This window comes from Paraburkholderia sp. SIMBA_053, from assembly GCF_046534895.1.
Lineage (GTDB): Bacteria > Pseudomonadota > Gammaproteobacteria > Burkholderiales > Burkholderiaceae > Paraburkholderia > Paraburkholderia caledonica.
In genome coordinates, this window is the sequence record NZ_JAWRXU010001559.1 from 1 (window position 1) to 241 (window position 241).

A 241-nucleotide genomic window follows, 5' to 3' on the forward strand; every position below is an offset into this window, starting at 1 on the left:
GGCTGGTCGAGACGGCCGACGTCGACCCGCTGTTCTACGAGACCGCGGATCCGTACACGGCGGGGCTGCTCGCGTCGCTGCCTCGGGTCGACCGCCGCTCGTCTCGGGACGAGCGGCTCTATCAGATCGCCGGGCAACCGACGGTGGCGACAGCCTGGCCCGGCGGATGCCGCTTCGCACCGCGCTGCGCCCATGCGGTCGAGGGGCTCTGCGATGCCGTGGTGCCACCGCCGATCGAGGT

At 72.6% G+C, this 241-nt stretch carries 1 protein-coding gene; it reads left to right on the top strand.

The window, feature by feature from the left end; translation table 11 throughout:
* The coding region (locus tag SB753_RS40800) for an oligopeptide/dipeptide ABC transporter ATP-binding protein (RefSeq protein WP_410805643.1) at positions 1-241 on the top strand (241 nt) is incomplete at both ends.